The sequence below is a fragment of the Pseudomonas sp. B3G-3 genome, from assembly GCF_028640915.1.
Lineage (GTDB): Bacteria > Pseudomonadota > Gammaproteobacteria > Pseudomonadales > Pseudomonadaceae > Aquipseudomonas > Aquipseudomonas chlororaphis_I.
The window spans coordinates 71,081-86,283 of sequence record NZ_JAQZAB010000104.1 but is presented as its reverse complement, the minus strand read 5'-3'; the positions used below and the strand labels follow the sequence as shown (position 1 = coordinate 86,283).

The window sequence follows — 15,203 nt, the reverse complement described above, 5'->3', positions numbered from 1 at the left end:
CCGGGCAATAAAAAACCGCGACCTGGGTCGCGGTTTTGCTTGGAGCTTAGGGGATTAGTGGGCGAACAGCGAGTGGCCCTTCTGCCCCGCCAGTTTTTCCGGCTTGATCAGGAATCGCGCCAGCGCCGGCAGCAGCCACAACGCGCCGAACATGTTCCACAGGAGCATGAAGGTCAGCATCAGGCCCATGTCGGCCTGGAACTTGATGGCCGAGAAGATCCAGGTGGCGACGCCGATGGCCAGGCACAGGCCAGTGAACAGCACCGCCTTGCCGGTGGATTTCAGGGTCTGGTAGTAGGCCTCCTGCAACGGCAGGCCGGCACGCAGGAAACTTTCCAGGCGGCTGTAGATGTAGATCCCGTAGTCCACGCCGATCCCCACCCCGAGCGCCACCACCGGCAAGGTCGCGACCTTGACGCCGATGCCCATGAACGCCATCAGCGCGTTGCCCAGCACCGAGGTCAGCACCAGCGGCAACACGATGCACAGGGTCGCCGCCCAGGAGCGGAAGGTGATCATGCACATCACCGCCACGCAGATGTACACCAGTACCAGGATGGTCAGTTCCGAGCGCTTGATCACTTCGTTGGTGGCCGCCTCGATCCCGGCGTTACCCGCCGCCAGCAGGAACTCCAGGCCGTCCTTGTTGTGTTCCTTGGCGAACTCCTGCACCGCATGCACCGCGCGGTCGAGGGTCTCGGCCTTGTGGTCGTTGAGGAAGATCAGCACCGGCGCCAGCGAGCAATTGTTGTTGTACAGGCCATCGGCACGGGCGATGGAGTTGTTCAGCACATCCGGGTTGCGCGACAGGGTTTCCCATTTCAGGTTGCCCTCGTTCATGCCCTTGATCATCTGCTTGGACACGGTCACCAGGGAAATCGCCGATTGCACGCCCTCGGTGTTCTGCATCTTCCACATCAGCTCATCGATCGGCGCCATGGCTTCGTAGCGCGAGCAGCCTTCGGAGGCGGTCTTGACCATCACCACCAGCACGTCGGAACTGGTGGAATAGTTGTTGATGATGAAGTTGTTGTCCTTGTTGTAGCGCGAGTCCGGACGCAGCTCCGGCGCGCCCTGGTCGAGGTCGCCGATCTTCAGGTTCTGGCTGTACCAGAGGCCGCCACCGAAGGCCAGCAGGGCCAGGAAGATCGACACCGGGGCGACTTTCGGGCTGGCGAAGTTCGACAGCAGGCGCCAGAACGGATGCTCGCGGGTAGCGTCCCTCTTGCTGCGCTCGATTGCGCGCTTGCTGATGCCGACATAGGAAATCGCCACCGGCAGCAGGATCAGGTTGGTGAATACGATCACCGCCACGCCGATGGACGCGCCGATGGCCAGCTCGCGAATCACCCCGATGTCGATGATCAGCAGGGTGATGAAGCCCACGGCGTCGGCGAGGATCGCGATCATCCCCGGCAGGAACAGCTGGCGGAAGGTACGCCGGGCCGCGGTCAGGGCGTTGTCGGCACCGCTGGATTGCAGGGCGATACCGTTGATTTTCTGCACGCCGTGGGAAATGCCGATGGCGAAGATCAGGAACGGCACCAGCATCGAATAGGGGTCGAGGCCGAAGCCCACGGCGTGCATCAGGCCCAGCTGCCAGACCACCGCCACCAGGGTGGTGATGAGCACGGCGATGGTGCTGCGGATGCACCAGGTGAACCAGTACAGCAGCACCAGGGTGATCAGGAAGGCGACGCCGAAGAACATCACCACCATGATCAGGCCGTCGATCAGGTCGCCGACCTTCTTGGCGAAACCGACGATGTGGATCTTCACATTGGGGTTCTGCGCCTCGAACTTGTCGCGGATCTTTTCTTCCAGCTCGTGGGAGAACTTCTGGTAGTCCAGGGCCAGCAGCTTGCCCTGGTCCTGCGGGTCCGGGTAGGACTCCAGCAGCGGAATGTCGACGATGCTCGACTTGAAGTCGTTGGCCACCAGGCGCCCAACCTGGCCCGACTTGAGCACGTTGTTGCGCAGCAGATCGAGGCTGTCGGCCGAGCCGTTGTAGCTCTGCGGGATCACTTCGCCGCCGGCGAAGCCTTCCTCCGTCACCTCGGTCCAGCGCACGCTGGGGCTCCACAGCGACTTGAGGCCCGAGCGGTCGACGCCGGAGATGTAGAACACCTCGTCGTGGATCTGCCGCAGCGTCTCCATGTAGTCCTTGGTGAAGATGTCACCGTCCTTGGCTTCCACCGAGATGCGCACGGTGTTGCCCAGGTTCGCCAGGTCGTTGCGATGCTCCATCATCTTCTCGATGAAGGGATGCTCGAGCGGGATCATTTTTTCGAAGCTGGTGGACGGCTTGATCAGCGTGGCCTGCCAGAACAGGAAAACGCTGACCAGCAGGCAGATGACGATCACTGCCGGGCGGTTGTTGAAAATCAGACGCTCGAGAAACGTCGCCTTGTCGGTTTGATGACTGCTCATGGAAGTGTTCCCGCCTTCTTATTATTGGCCCGGCTTGCTTGCCCTGATTATTTTCCGAGATCGGCGCCATTCGACGAGGTCGAGCGCACACCGCCCTGCCCCGCCAGAATCAGGTTGCCATTGCCGGCTGCCGTCACCGCTGCCAGGGAGATCCGGTCCGGACGGTTGTAGACGCTGAAGGTCACGCCGTTGTCGGTGCTGCGCACCACGCTGCCGCCGTTGCCGACGATCACCAGCGAACCGTCGTCCAGCAGCGTGGCGCCGGACAGGCCGAACTCCAGGCTGCCGCGGGCGGCCTTGAGTTCGACCTGCTCCCAGGTGCTGCCGAAGTCGGTGGAGCGATAGAGGTTGCCGCGCAGGCCGTAGGCCAGCAGCGTGGCGGGCTGGGCGGTGCCGATCACGCCGAAGAACGAACCTTCATAAGGGCCTTCGAGGCGTTCCCAGGTTTGTCCCCAGTCGGCGGAGCGGAACATGCTGCCCTGCTCGCCGACGATGAACAGGCCGGAGTCCTTCACTGCGGCGATGGCGTTGAGGTGGTACTGGTCTTCGTTGTCCAGGCGGTCGCTGGCGTCTTCCCAGGTTTTGCCGCCGTCGGTGGTGGCCAGCAGCGCGCCGTAGGCACCCACGGCAAAACCGTTGCTGATGTCCTGGAACCACACGTCCAGCAGCGGCGCTTCGCGCTTGAGGTCTTCGAATTGCTTGGTCCAGGTCAGGCCACCGTCTTCGCTGGCGAGCACCTGGGCATCGTGGCCGACGGCCCAGCCGTGCTGGGCATCGACGAAATACACCGCGGTCAGCAGCTGCCGGGTCGGCACCTTGGCCTGGGTCCAGGTCTGGCCCTGGTCGTCGGAATAGAGAATGTGCCCGCGATCGCCGACGGCGACCAGGCGCGGACCGGCATGCACGACATCGAGCATCAGGCCCTTGCTGGCCTTGGCCGATTCGGTGGAATAGACAGTGTCCGCCGCGGACGCGGCGGCCTGGACCGGGGCCGACAACAGGGCGACCCCCAACAGCGAGAGCGCTGTAGCCAGCAACGCAAATCTGCGCAAGGCCGGCGGGCGGCAGGAACTCACACCCATGACAGGCTCACTCATAGACCTCTCCCCCATTTATTATTGTTAGGTCGTTCAACCTTTACAGGGCGCCGTTCGGGGCAGTTAGGACAATGTCCTGAAACCTGCAATCTAGAGCCCCTTCGGAAGCTGACCTATCCTATCGGGCTTTCGAAACGTCTGACAATCGACACCACGTTATCTTTTGTTAACCATCGCCCCAGCCTGGAACCTGACTGCTCAGTCGATACTGGGGGTGGTGTACGAAGCGTAGCTGAGGCAAGAACACCAACGCCGCGGACTGCACTCCTCGATCCCAGTGGCTGCAGCCGATAGCCGCGCAAAGACTGACTCAGGCCATGGGCCGCGCCTCCTGGCTTTGGCTATGATGAGCAGCGTGATCTGCGAGTCGGATGTCGGGAGTGAGCCATGATTGCCATACGCGAGGCGTGGAAAGCCGGATTGCTGGGACGCGCGCACTGGGCCCGCAACCTGGTGTCCGGGGTGATTGTCGGCGTGGTGGCGCTGCCCCTGGCCATGGCCTTCGCCATCGCCATCGCCTCCGGGGTCAAGCCCGAACAGGGGATCTACACCGCCATCGTCGGCGGCCTGCTGGTGTCGCTGTTCGGCGGCAGCCGCTTGCAGATCGCCGGTCCCACCGGGGCCTTTATCGTGATTCTGGCCGGGGTCACCGCCAAGTACGGGGTCGACGGCCTGCAACTGGCGACCATGATGGCCGGGATCATCCTGTTCCTGCTGGGCATCAGTCGCCTCGGGGCGCTGATCAAGTTCATCCCGGACCCGGTGATACTCGGCTTTACCGCCGGGATCGGGGTGATCATCTGGGTCAGCCAGTGGAAGGACTTCTTCGGCCTGCCCGCCGTCGGCGGCGAGTACTTCCACCAGAAGCTCTGGCACCTGCTGCAAGCCCTGCCCGACCTGCACCTGGCCACCACCTTGCTGGCCCTGCTCAGCCTGGCGCTGCTGTGGGGCGTGCCGAGGATCGCGCAGCTCAAACGCCTGCCGGCGCCCCTGGTCGCCATGACCCTGGCCACGGCCCTGCAGTCCCTGTTCCAGTTCGACGGCGTGGCCACCATCGGCAGCGCCTTCGGCGGTATTCCCCAGGGGTTGCCGGCGTTGCAGCTGCCTGAAATCAGCCTGCCGCGAGTGCTGGACCTGATCGGTCCGGCCTTCGCCATCGCCATGCTCGGCGCCATCGAGTCGCTGTTGTCGGCGGTGGTGGCCGACGGCATGGCCGGCACCCGCCACGACTCCAACCAGGAACTGATCGGCCAGGGCATCGCCAACCTGGCCACCCCGCTGTTCGGCGGATTCGCCGCCACCGGCGCGATTGCCCGCACCGCAACCAATATCCGCAACGGCGGCAGCAGCCCGCTGGCGGGCATCATCCACGCGCTGGTCCTGGTGCTGATCATCCTGTTTCTCGCGCCACTGGCGGCCAATATACCGCTGTGCGCCCTGGCGGCGATCCTGTTCGTGGTGGCCTACAACATGAGCGAACTGCACCACTTCAAGCGCATGGTGCAACGGGCGCCCCGGGCGGACGTGGCGATTCTACTGGCCACCTTTGTCCTCACGGTGTTCAGCGATCTGGTGATCGCGGTGAATATCGGGGTGATCCTGGCGATGCTGCACTTCCTGCGGCGCATGGCCTCCTCGGTGGAGGTGCAACAGGTGGTGGAGCAGGACCTGCAACACGAGCTGCACGGCAACGGCCAATTGCATCTGCCACCGGGCGTGCTGATCTACACCATCGAGGGGCCGCTGTTCTTTGGTGCCGCGGAGACTTTCGAGCGCGCGCTGGCGCAGACCCACAGCGACCCGCAGGTGCTGATCATTCGCCTGAGACACGTGCCTTTCATGGACATCACGGGCTTGCAGATGCTGGAGGAAGTGATAGGCCAACTGCACAAGCGCGGGATTGTGGTGAAGCTGTGCGAAGCCAACCTCAAGGTCCACACCAAGCTTGAACGGGTCGGCATCCTGCACGCCATCGGCGCGCAGAACTATCACCGGGATCTGCCTGAAGCCTTGCAGAGCGAGCCGGACAGCTCCACTCCCCTGTAGGAGCGGCCGGTCGACGCTCGATTGCTCGCGATAAGACCTGAACGACAACGCGCGGCATCTGGGGCCGCGCGTTGGCTTGAGTTTTTTCCCGAGCAATCGAGCGTCGACCGGCCGCTCCTACAAGGGTCAGGCCAGGCTTTTGCTGACCACTTCGAACACATCGCTGGACAGCTCACCGGAGGCGCGGATGCGTTCCAGCTCGCCTTTCATCAGCGCCTGGCGGGCGCTGTCGTATTTGCGCCAGCGGGTCAGCGGCGCCAGTTGCCGCGAGGCGATCTGCGGGTTGAAGCCATTGAGCTGGATCACCAGGTCGGCCAGGAAGCGGTAGCCGGAGCCGTCCGCCGCATGGAAGTTGATCAGGTTCTGGCCGGCGAAGGCGCCGATCAGGGCGCGCACCTTGTTCGGGTTCTTGAGGTTGAACGCCGGGTGCTGCATCAGCGCCTTGACCCGCTCCAGCCCGCCCGGCAGCGTGCTGCCGGCCTGGACGCTGAACCACTGGTCCATGACCAGGGCGTTGTCCTTGAAGTGCTCGGCGAACACCGCCAGGGCCTTGGCCTTCTCGGCCTCGAACGGCGAGTTGACCAGCACCGCCAGCGCTGTCAGGCGCTCGGTCATGTTGTCGGCGGCGTCGAACTGTTCGATGGCCGCCGCCAGCACTTGCGGCTTCTCGGTGAGCATCAGGTACGACAGCGCGATGTTTTGCAGGGCGCGACGGGCGAAGTGCGCGGACTCGGCGACATAGTCGGTGCTCCTGGAGACCTCGCGATTGGCCTGGTAACGCTTCCACAGCGCGTCGAACAGGCTATCGGCCAATTGCTGGCGAGCGAACTCGCGCGCCGCATGAATGGCCTCGACATCCGCCACTTCGCTGATCTCGGTCAGGTAGGCCTCGCCCGGCAGCGAGAGCATTTCCGCGACCATGGCCTGGTCCAGGCTGTCGTCGGCCAGCAGCGTCGCCAGCGCGGTGACCAGACGCTGGTCCAGCACCAGTGCCTGGCCCTGCTGGTGCTGGGCAATCAGGTCTTGCAGCACCTGCACCGCCAGTTGCTGGCCGGCGTCCCAACGGTTGAAGCCGTCGCTGTCGTGCTGCATGAGGAACATCAGCTGGTCGCGGTTGTACGGGAAGCTCAGCTTCACCGGCGCCGAGAAGCCGCGCAGCAAGGACGGCAGCGGTTGTTCGGCGATGTCGACGAAGGTGAAGGTCTGCTCGGCTTCGGTCACCGAGATCACCCGCGAAGTGCCTTGCGCGGCGGCTTCGCCGGCCAGGCGCAGGGCAATGGCCGCGCCCTTGGCGTCCAGCAGGCCCAGCTCGACCGGAATCACGAACGGCAGTTTTTCCACCTTGTCCGGGGTTTGCGGGCAGCTCTGGCGGAAGGTCAGGCTGTAGGTCTTCGCCGCCGCGTCATAGGCTTCGCTGACCGCCAGGCGCGGGGTACCGGCCTGGCTGTACCAGCGCTTGAACTGGGCGAGGTCGATGCCGTTGGCGTCTTCCATGGCCTTGACGAAATCGTCGCAGGTCACGGCCTGGCCGTCGTGGCGCTCGAAGTACAGGTCGCTGCCCTTGCGGAAGCCTTCGGCGCCCACCAGGGTGCGGATCATGCCGACCACTTCCGAGCCCTTCTCGTACACGGTCAGGGTGTAGAAGTTGGATATCTCGATAAAACTTTCCGGGCGCACGGCGTGAGCCATGGGGCCGGCGTCTTCGGCGAACTGGTGGGTGCGCAGGTAGGCCACGTCCTGGATGCGCTTGACCGTGCGCGAGTTCATGTCCGAGGAGAAACCGGCATCGCGGAATACCGTGAAGCCTTCCTTGAGCGACAGCTGGAACCAGTCGCGGCAGGTCACGCGGTTGCCCGACCAGTTGTGGAAGTATTCGTGGGCGACGATCGCCTCGACCCGCTGGTGCGCGGCGTCGGTGGCGGTCTCGGCGCGGGCCAGCACGGCGCTGGAGTTGAAGATGTTGAGGCCCTTGTTTTCCATGGCGCCCATGTTGAAGTCGTTGACCGCGACGATCATGAAGATGTCCAGGTCGTACTCACGGCCATAGGTCTGTTCATCCCAGCGCATGGACTTCTTCAGGCTGGTCATGGCGTGCTGGCACTTGTCGATGTTTTCCGGCTCGACGTAGATGCGCAGCGCGACCTCGCGCTGGTTCATGGTGGTGAAGCTGTCCTCGACACACCACAGATCGCCCGCTACCAGGGCGAACAGGTAGGCCGGTTTCATGAACGGGTCTTCCCAGGTCGCCCAGTGCCGGCCGTCTTCGCCCGGCCCGCTGGCGATCGGGTTGCCGTTGGACAACAGCACCGGATAGCTGTGCTGCTCGGCCACCACTGTGGTGGTGAACTTGCTCATCACGTCCGGGCGGTCGAGGTAGTACGTGATCTTGCGAAAGCCCTCGGCCTCGCACTGGGTGCAGAACATGCCGCTGGACTTGTACAGGCCTTCCAGGGCGGTGTTGCTTTCCGGGTGGATCTTGACGCTGGTGTCGACAGTGAAGGATTCGCTGGTCGGCTGCAGGGTCAGGTGGTTGGCGCTCAGCTGGTAATCCGCGGCCGTCAGCTCGCGGTCGCCCAGGGACACCGACAGCAGCTCCAGCTGCTGGCCGTCGAGCACCAGCGGCGGCAGGCCACCGCCATGCACTGGGTTGCGGCGCATCACCAGTTGCGCATGGACCAGGCTGTGGTCCTCGAACAACTCGAAGGTCAGGTGTGTTTCGTCGATCAGGTACTCGGGCGCCTGATAGTCCTTCAGGTAAATCATCTTCGGTTGTTCGGTGCGCATGCGTCGAATCCTTCTACTGATGCACGGCGAGCTGGTAGGCCGTGTATTTACGAATGTTGATCACGCCGGTATCGAAGATCAGGTATTGGCCCTTGATCCCCAGCAGCGTGCCTTCGGCAATCGGGTTCTTGTCCAGGTTGAAGCTGACGATCTTGGCCGGGTACTGCTCGACCGGGTAGCGGATCTCGATCGGCTCGACATCGCTGACCGGTTGGATCGCCTGCAGGCCGAAGCGTTCCTGCAAGGCGCGCAGGCCCTCGGCGCAGGAGGCGAACAGCTGGTCGCGCACCTGCGCCAGGTCCACCGCCTCGGCGTCGCCCTTGAGCAAGGCGCGCCAGTTGGTCTTGTCGGCCACCTGGGTGCGGAACAGGTCCTCGACGAAACCGGACTGCTGGCGGGTCGCCACGCGCATGATCGGCAACGCCTGGCTGGCGCCCTGGTCGAGCCAGCGGGTCGGCAGCTGGGTGGCGCGGGTAATGCCGACCTTGATCCCCGACGAATTGGCCAGGTACACCACGTGGTCGGTCATGCAGAACTGCTCGCCCCAGGACGGCTCGCGGCAGGTGCCGGCGTCGTAGTGGCAGCGTTCCGGGCTCATGATGCAGACATCGCACTGGGCCAGCTTGGTCATGCACGGGTAGCAGTAACCCTGACTGAAGCTGGTCTTGGTCTTGCGCCCGCAATGGGTGCAGTGGATCGCCCCCAGGTATTCCAGGCGCACGGTGCTGCCGATCAACGGATTGACCGGCACCTCGGTGTCGCCAAGACGAAAGGCGTACTGGACATCCGCCCCGTCCAGGCGCGCCGACATTTTACTGATGGAGCCACGGCCAATTTCGATCAATGGATGGCATCCGACTTGAACAGGATATTCGGCACTTCGATCGACTTCGACGCACACTCCTGCGGGCCCATGTAGCCGGTGCGCTGCTCTTCGGGCAGGTTCTGCATTTCCCAGGCGATCATCGCCTGCAGGGACAGCTCGCGCTGCTCGGCGGTGAGCTTGCGGCCATCGGACCATTTGCCGATCTCTACCGCCAGTTTCAGGCTCTGGTAGATGTCCGGGGTGATGTTTTCAATCATTTCAACAAACGACGACATAAGCGGTCTCCAGCATTAGACGGCCAGTTTACGGCGACTGTACAAGCCGCCCAACAAACCTGTGAGGCATCCGACGAGCAACCCGCCGACGTGGGCGGCGTTGGCGATTTCACCGAAGCCGATCACCGAGATCAGCCCCGACATACAGATCAGCAACCACACCAGCATCATCGCCAGGACTCCGCGAGGCAGGCGATAGGCCGGGTTGGGCGACAGCAACTGATAGATCCAGCAATGCCCGAGCAGGCCGTAGAGCACGCCGGACAGGCCGCCGAACAGGCTCGGCCCGCTGAACAGGTATTGCGCGTAGTTCGACACCAGGCTGAACAGCAACGTCAGGCCCAGCAGGTTGATGCTGCCCTGGCGCTGTTCGATGCGCCGCCCCAGCTCCCAGTACCACATGCCGTTCATGGCGATGTGCAGGAAGCCGAAGTGGATCAGCATCGGCGTGACCAGGCGCCACCACTGCCCCGCCGCCAGGCTGTCGGCCAGGGGCGTGAACTGGATGTAGTCGCCGACCACGCGGAATTCGAGGAAGGTCAGCCAGCGCAGGGTGCCAAGGTTTTCGCCGAGCAAAGTCAAGGCGGCAACAATCAGGCTCAGCAGCAGGATCAGCGCAGTAGCCGGGCTACGCCGCAGTTGCTCGACGAACCCCGGACGCCGCAGGGCGGCGCCGGCCTCGGGGATGTCCAGTTGCTGCTCGGGATCGCCCGCCGGAAAACGCTCGTACAACGAACGCACGTCCTCGCTGATGGCGTCCGGCACCCAGAGCACCTGCTCCCCCGCTTCCTCGCTGACCCGGTGCGGCACCTGCATGCGCTGCAACAGTTTGACGAAGCCACTCAGGTCCACATTCAACGGCAGACGCAATACCGCAACCGCACTCATTGCTGCTCCTCCGGTCGCTCGACATAGACCCAGACGAATTTGTCCGGGTCCAGGCGGGTTTCCTGGTCCAGGCGATAAGCCACCAGCTTGCCGTAGAGCACCGCGCTGTAATCCAGGCAGGCCAGGTTCGAGCGAATCGGCGCCGGTTTGCCGCTGCGCCAGTAATGGCCGACGAACAGCAACGGCTCATCGACGCCGTAGCGCAGCAGGTTGTTTTTCTCCGCCGAGGACAGCGGCGTGCGAGCTACCGGCTCGGGCAGCGCATCGGGCTGGAACACGATGTCGCCGTAGGTCTGCGGGTCGTCTTCCCAGAACTTGGTGCGGAAGAACGAACGGGTCAGGCCATCGCCGCTGGTCATGGTCAGGCCATGGGGCAGGCGCATGTCGGTGCCGCGCAGCAGGCGGTCGAACACGTTATTGGCGAAGCTGCCGGGTACCGCCGAGGCCTGGAGGAAGTGCTCGTCGATGCAGCCGTCGGGGTATTGCGCCCGCAGCGGTTCGATCAGGCCGGCGTCCCAGCAGGCATGCACCACGCGAAAACGCCCGGCGTCGATGAACAGCGGCATCTGGTAGAACCAGTCGAGGAAATCGTGCCAGTCCTTGGGGTACTGCTCGAATTGCGCCAGGGTCTCATTGATCAGCCGGGCATGGCGCGGCGTGTGTTCGCGCACGAAATGCCTGCCGCCGCCGGGCGCTGCCGGGGTGACCCAGCCCAGGGCGTTGAACTCATGGTTACCCATGACGCACAGCGCCTGGCCGGCCTCGACCATGTCGTGGACGATGTGCAAGGCTTCGCGGATCCGTGGGCCGCGGTCGATGATGTCGCCGAGGAACACCGCCATGCGCGACGGATGCCGCCAGACGCCGCCCTGCTTGCGATAACCGAGCTTGTCCAGCAGGTGTTCGAGGGTCAGGGCGCAACCGTGCACATCACCGATCAGGTCATAACTTCGCGCGGGATCGAGCATCAGTCGCCTCCACCACCCAGTCGGCTGCCCCAGCCGAGCTTGGTCCGGCAGACCTCGTAATAGTTGTGGTCCAGCGGATGGATCAGGCGCAGTTTCTGCGCCTTCTTGCTGACAGTGATGGTGTCACCGGGGGCACAGGTGAAATGGTTCTGCCCGTCGCAGGAAACCTGCGGGTAGATCTGCATATCCTTGGACACGACGATTTTCAGCTCGCTGTTGCCATCGACCACGATCGGCCTTCCCGACAAGGTATGGGGGTACATCGGCACAATCACAATGGCGTCGAGCTTGGGATGCATGATCGGCCCGCCGGCGGACAAGGCGTAGGCGGTGGAGCCGGTCGGCGTGGCGACGATCAGGCCGTCGGCCTTCTGGCTGCAGACGAACTGGCCGTCGATGTAGATCTCGAACTCGATCATCCGCGTCGACTTGCCCGGGTGCAGCACCACATCGTTCAGTGCGTCGCCCTGGCCGATGGCTTCGGCGTGGCGCCGCACTTCGGCCTGCAGCAGGAAACGGTTTTCCACCAGGTAATGGCCGTCGAGGACCTCGGCGACCTTGACTTCCAGCTCGTCCGGACGAATGTCGGTGAGGAAGCCCAGGCTGCCGCGGTTGATCCCCAGCACCGGAATGTTGTGGCGCGCCAGGGCGCGGGCCGCGCCCAGCAGGCTACCGTCGCCGCCGACCACGATCACCATGTCGCAGACTTCGCCGAGCAGCTTGCGCGAGGAGGTCTGCAGGCCGTGGCCGGGCAGCACTTCGGCGATGGTGTCTTCGAGGATCACATGCAGGTGGCGGGCGAGCAGAAACTTTTTCAGTCGGCGAACTGTGTCCAGCACCTGGGAACTGCCCAAGCGACCGATAATGCCGATATTGCGAAATTGCTCCATGGGGCTCCTGCAGGGGTTCTGGGACGGGCAAAGCAGAGATTATGGGCGAAAGCCGGCCATAGACAAAATCCTTTCAGCCTCGACGTTAGGCGCTATGCTCGCAGAATGATCCTGTTTCCCGGCTTGCTCGACCTCCCCCGCCAGTTGCGCCACCCCGAAGTGCGCGACCTGGCCTGGGTCATCCTCGCGCCGCCGATGCTCGACCAGACGCCCTGGCCGCAGCGCCATCCACTGGCCGGCAGCGACTGGGTGCAGGCGCCGCAGCTGCTGGCGCACTGGCTGCATCAGTTGGACCAGGACGGCCGCGCCCTGCGCCGCTGGCTGGCCCTCGGGCCGACCAAACGCCTGGGGCTGTACTACGAACGCCTGTGGCAATTTGCCGTACAGCACGCGCCCGGCGTCGAGCTGCTGGCGGCCAACCTGCCGATCCGTCGCGCCGGCCACACCCTGGGTGAACTGGACATGTTGCTGCGTGATCGCGACGGCATTCACCATCTGGAACTGGCGATCAAGCTCTACCTCGGCCCGCAACATGGCAACGGCACGAACACCGCGTTGTGGCTGGGCCCCGGCTGCCACGATCGCCTGGACCGCAAGCTGGCGCACCTGAACGAACACCAGTTGCCGATCTCCGCCCGCGCCGACAGCCTGGAAGTGCTGGCGGCCATGGATATCCAGGACTTCAGCGCCCACCTGTGGCTCGGCGGCTACCTGCTCTACCCCTGGCCCGGCACCACGCAACCGCCCCGCGGCGCCCACCCGCAGCACCTGCGCGGGCGTTGGCTGCACCAGCGCGACTGGCCAGCCTTTATCGCGCAAAGCCCGCCCGGGCGCTGGCAACCCTTGCCACGCCAGGCCTGGCTGGCGCCCGCGTCCTACCCGGCGGAACAAACCTGGAGCGCCGCACAGCTGCAAGCCTGGCTGGAGGAACTCGACCCGCACGCCCCGGCGCAACTGCTGGTGCGCCTCACGGAAAACCGCGCCGGCGACTGGGAGGAAGCCGAACGCCTGTTCCTGGTGGCGGACCTCTGGCCGAATGTGCCAGGGGCGAGTTGAGCTTCTATAACTCCTTCAACTGCGCCAAACACCGAACCTGTAGGAGCGAGCTTGCTCGCGATAGGGGCAACGCGGGGTGCCAGATACGACACTTCGCGAGCAAGCTCGCTCCTACAGGTTACGTGGTGGATGCGGGTTTTCGACGAATACGAACCTGCCCCTCACATCACCGACAAGCGCAGGGCCAGCGCCGCCAGGGTCACCAGCAGCACCGGCAGGGTCAGCACGATGCCGACCTTGAAGTAGCGGCCCCAGCCGATATGGATGTCCTTGCGATCCAGCACGTGCAGCCAGAGCAAGGTGGCCAGGCTGCCGATCGGAGTGATCTTCGGCCCCAGGTCGCTGCCGATCACGTTGGCGTAGATCATCGCGTCCTTGATCACGCCGCTGGCCTGGCTGGCGTCGATGGACAGCGCGCCGATCAGCACCGTCGGCAGGTTGTTCATGATCGATGACAGGACGGCGGTCAGCAGCCCGGTGCCCATGGCCGCGCCCCAGATGCCGTAGTCGGCGAAGCGGTCGAGCCAGCCGGCCAGGTGGGTGGTCAGCCCGGCATTACGCAGGCCGTACACCACCAGGTACATGCCGAGGGAGAAAATCACGATCTGCCACGGCGCTTCCTTGAGCACCTTGCGCGTCGAAATCTTGTGGCCCTTGGCCGCGATGCCCAGCAGCAAGGCCGCGCACACCGCTGAAATCGCGCTGATGGGAATGCCCAGCGGCTCCAGGGCAAAACAGCCCAGCAGCAGGATGACCAGCACCCACCAGCCGGCGACAAAGGTGGCCTTGTCGTGGATCGCGCTGGCGGGCGGCTCCAGTTCCTCGGGGTTGTAGGCCTGCGGAATGTCGCGGCGGAAGAACCACAGCAGCACCGCCAGGGTCGCGGCCACGCTGACCAGGTTCACCGGCAGCATCACTGCGGCGTACTGGTTGAAGCCGATATTGAAGAAGTCCGCGGAAACGATGTTCACCAGGTTCGACACCACCAGCGGCAGGCTCGCGGTATCGGCGATGAACCCGGCGCCCATGACGAACGCCAGGGTCGCGGCCCGGGAGAAGCGCAACGCCAGCAGCATGGAGATTACGATCGGCGTGAGAATCAGCGCCGCCCCGTCGTTGGCGAACAGCGCCGACACCAGCGCCCCCAGCAGCACCATGAAGGCAAACAGCTTGCGCCCGCTGCCCTGCCCCCAGCGCGCCACATGCAAGGCCGCCCAGGCGAAAAACCCGGCCTCGTCGAGCAGCAGGCTGATGATGATCAAGGCCACGAAGGTGCCAGTGGCGTTCCAGATGATCTGCCAGACCACCGGAATGTCCGTCAGTTGTACCACCCCGAACAGCAACGCCAGCACCGCGCCGAACACCGCGCTCCAGCCCACGCCGAGGCCCTTGGGCTGCCAGATCACCAGGGTAATGGTCAGCAGGAAAATCAATGAAGCAGTCAGCATGCCGGGCAGCCTTGAACAGGAAAAGTGAGGTGGATGGGAATTCAGCAGCAGCGCACGGGGCGATCGGGGCGATCGGCCATGGTCTGCAGGCGTTGCAGGTCAGCCTGCAGCCAGGGGCTGTTGGCCTCCAGCGTGTCCTGCAGCAATGTGGTCACCCAGGGTGACAATTGCGGGTGCAGCCGGTAGTAGATCCATTGCCCTTGGCGGCGGTCGGCCAGCAGGCCGCAACTGCGCAACAGCGCCAGGTGCCGGGAGATCTTCGGCTGGCTCTGGCCCAGGGCGGCGGTCAACTCACAGACACACAACTCGCCTTCGCGGGTCACGAGCAAGGCGATGCGACTGCGGGTTTCGTCGGCAAGCGCCTTGAACAGTTCGGCGGGGTTGAGAGCGTCGGACACCAGGGCCACTCCAGGCAGTTGGAGCGGCGAATATATGAATATTCAGATATGCGGTAAAGCGCTTTTCTCACGGCGAGAGGAATATCCCATCACCCGC

General features: G+C 64.1%; 12 protein-coding genes. 2 read left to right on the top strand and 10 right to left on the bottom strand.

Going from position 1 to position 15,203, the window contains the following annotated elements:
- Positions 1-54 precede the first annotated feature (54 nt).
- Together PVZ80_RS14555 and PVZ80_RS14550 are read right to left on the bottom strand one after the other, a co-directional pair.
- Positions 55-2,430, bottom strand: coding sequence for an efflux RND transporter permease subunit (locus PVZ80_RS14555; protein WP_028682268.1), 2,376 nt, complete (start codon positions 2,428-2,430; stop codon positions 55-57).
- A 47-nt stretch (positions 2,431-2,477) separates the two neighbouring features.
- Positions 2,478-3,527, bottom strand: a complete 1,050-nt coding sequence (locus PVZ80_RS14550) for a WD40/YVTN/BNR-like repeat-containing protein (RefSeq protein ID WP_124354953.1) — start codon at positions 3,525-3,527, stop codon at positions 2,478-2,480.
- A gap of 387 nt (positions 3,528-3,914) precedes the next feature.
- Between PVZ80_RS14550 and PVZ80_RS14545 the strand changes: the two genes are divergently transcribed.
- Positions 3,915-5,573, top strand: coding sequence for a SulP family inorganic anion transporter (locus PVZ80_RS14545; RefSeq protein WP_273864103.1), 1,659 nt, complete (start codon positions 3,915-3,917; stop codon positions 5,571-5,573).
- A 126-nt stretch (positions 5,574-5,699) separates the two neighbouring features.
- Here the strand turns inward: PVZ80_RS14545 and pepN are convergent, their stop codons facing one another.
- Genes pepN through PVZ80_RS14515 form a run of 6 tightly spaced genes read right to left on the bottom strand, consistent with a single transcriptional unit; the run spans position 5,700 to position 12,204 of the window.
- The gene (gene pepN, locus PVZ80_RS14540) at positions 5,700-8,357 is read right to left on the bottom strand and encodes an aminopeptidase N (protein WP_124311072.1); all 2,658 of its coding nucleotides are present in this window, start codon (positions 8,355-8,357) and stop codon (positions 5,700-5,702) included.
- 13 nt (positions 8,358-8,370) lie between these two features.
- Positions 8,371-9,201 (bottom strand): DUF2797 domain-containing protein, encoded by an 831-nt coding sequence (locus PVZ80_RS14535; protein WP_009048721.1) that lies wholly within the window; start codon positions 9,199-9,201, stop codon positions 8,371-8,373.
- Positions 9,198-9,458 (bottom strand): YeaC family protein, encoded by a 261-nt coding sequence (locus PVZ80_RS14530; RefSeq protein ID WP_007920905.1) that lies wholly within the window; start codon positions 9,456-9,458, stop codon positions 9,198-9,200. Before PVZ80_RS14530 ends, PVZ80_RS14535 begins: the two co-directional genes overlap by 4 nt.
- A gap of 15 nt (positions 9,459-9,473) precedes the next feature.
- Positions 9,474-10,346: a rhomboid family intramembrane serine protease gene (locus tag PVZ80_RS14525; RefSeq protein ID WP_016704656.1), complete on the bottom strand. Its 873-nt coding sequence runs from the start codon at positions 10,344-10,346 to the stop codon at positions 9,474-9,476.
- Entirely contained in the window at positions 10,343-11,317 is a 975-nt protein-coding gene (locus PVZ80_RS14520; RefSeq protein WP_371920928.1) for a metallophosphoesterase, read from the bottom strand. The genes PVZ80_RS14525 and PVZ80_RS14520 overlap by 4 nt, the downstream gene beginning before the upstream one ends.
- Positions 11,314-12,204 carry an NAD(+) kinase gene (locus PVZ80_RS14515; RefSeq protein WP_007920913.1) on the bottom strand — a complete coding sequence of 297 codons (891 nt, stop codon included), beginning with the start codon at positions 12,202-12,204 and terminating at the stop codon, positions 11,314-11,316. The genes PVZ80_RS14520 and PVZ80_RS14515 overlap by 4 nt, the downstream gene beginning before the upstream one ends.
- 105 nt (positions 12,205-12,309) lie before the next feature.
- Here PVZ80_RS14515 and PVZ80_RS14510 point away from each other — a divergent pair, with 105 nt between their 5' ends.
- Entirely contained in the window at positions 12,310-13,260 is a 951-nt protein-coding gene (locus tag PVZ80_RS14510) for a DUF1853 family protein (protein WP_273864102.1), read from the top strand.
- Positions 13,261-13,421: 161 nt separating this feature from the next.
- Here PVZ80_RS14510 and PVZ80_RS14505 read toward each other — a convergent pair whose 3' ends face one another.
- Both PVZ80_RS14505 and PVZ80_RS14500 read right to left on the bottom strand, forming a co-directional pair.
- Positions 13,422-14,708: an arsenic transporter gene (locus tag PVZ80_RS14505; RefSeq protein WP_009048717.1), complete on the bottom strand. Its 1,287-nt coding sequence runs from the start codon at positions 14,706-14,708 to the stop codon at positions 13,422-13,424.
- Positions 14,709-14,749: 41 nt separating this feature from the next.
- Positions 14,750-15,106 (bottom strand): metalloregulator ArsR/SmtB family transcription factor, encoded by a 357-nt coding sequence (locus PVZ80_RS14500; RefSeq protein WP_041988997.1) that lies wholly within the window; start codon positions 15,104-15,106, stop codon positions 14,750-14,752.
- Positions 15,107-15,203: the final 97 nt, after the last annotated feature.